The 684-nt window shown below is 72.1% G+C and carries 1 protein-coding gene; it reads right to left on the bottom strand.

Annotation, left to right across the window (positions count from 1 at the left end; all coding sequences use genetic code 11):
- Window positions 1-64: 64 nt before the first annotated feature.
- Window positions 65-684: response regulator (locus tag ACFU7D_RS29985; RefSeq protein WP_378874233.1), on the bottom strand; the 620-nt coding region annotated here is incomplete at its 5' end.

Genomic DNA, 684 nt, shown 5'->3' with positions numbered 1-684 from the left:
CGGGGGGAGGTGACTGGGCCGTCCGGGTGAACGCGGGTGGTGCCCGGCGCCCGGGGAGCGTGGGCTACGGGAGCAGGCGTTGCTCCTTGGCGACGGATACCGCTCCCGCCCTGGTGTCCACGTCGAGCTTCTCGTAGATCCGCCCCAGGTGGGTCTTGACGGTGGCCTCGCTGATGAAGAGGGCTCGTGCGATGTCACGGTTGCCGAGGCCCTGTGACAGCTGGCCCAGGATGTCGAGTTCGCGTTCGGTCAGGGTGGGCCGGGGGCTGCGCATCCGGGCCATGACCCGGCTGGCGACCGGCGGGGAGAGTGTCGTGCGGCCCTGTGCGGCGGCCCGGATCGCGGCGAAGAGTTCTTCCGGGCGTTCGGCCTTCAGCAGGTAGCCGGTGGCTCCCGCCTCGATGGCCCGGGTGATGTCCGCGTCGGTGTCGTACGTCGTGAGGACGAGCACGTTGACCGCGCCGGCCCCGGCGGTGGCGATGCGGCGGGTCGCCTCGACACCGTCGATGCCCGAGCCCAGCTGGAGGTCCATCAGGACGACGTCGGGCGTGAGCTGTGCGGCGAGGGCGACGGCCTCCTCCCCGCTGCCCGCCTCGCCCACGACGTCGATGTCGGGTTCGCCGCCGAGCAGGGCGAGCAGTCCGGCCCGTACGACGGCGTGGTCGTCGCAGAGCAGGATCCGTA

This window comes from Nocardioides sp. NPDC057577 (assembly GCF_042801335.1).
In the GTDB taxonomy this organism is placed as follows: Bacteria; Actinomycetota; Actinomycetes; order Propionibacteriales; family Nocardioidaceae; genus Nocardioides.
The sequence above is the reverse complement of the archived record's forward strand: the minus strand, read 5'-3'. Positions and strand labels throughout refer to the sequence as shown.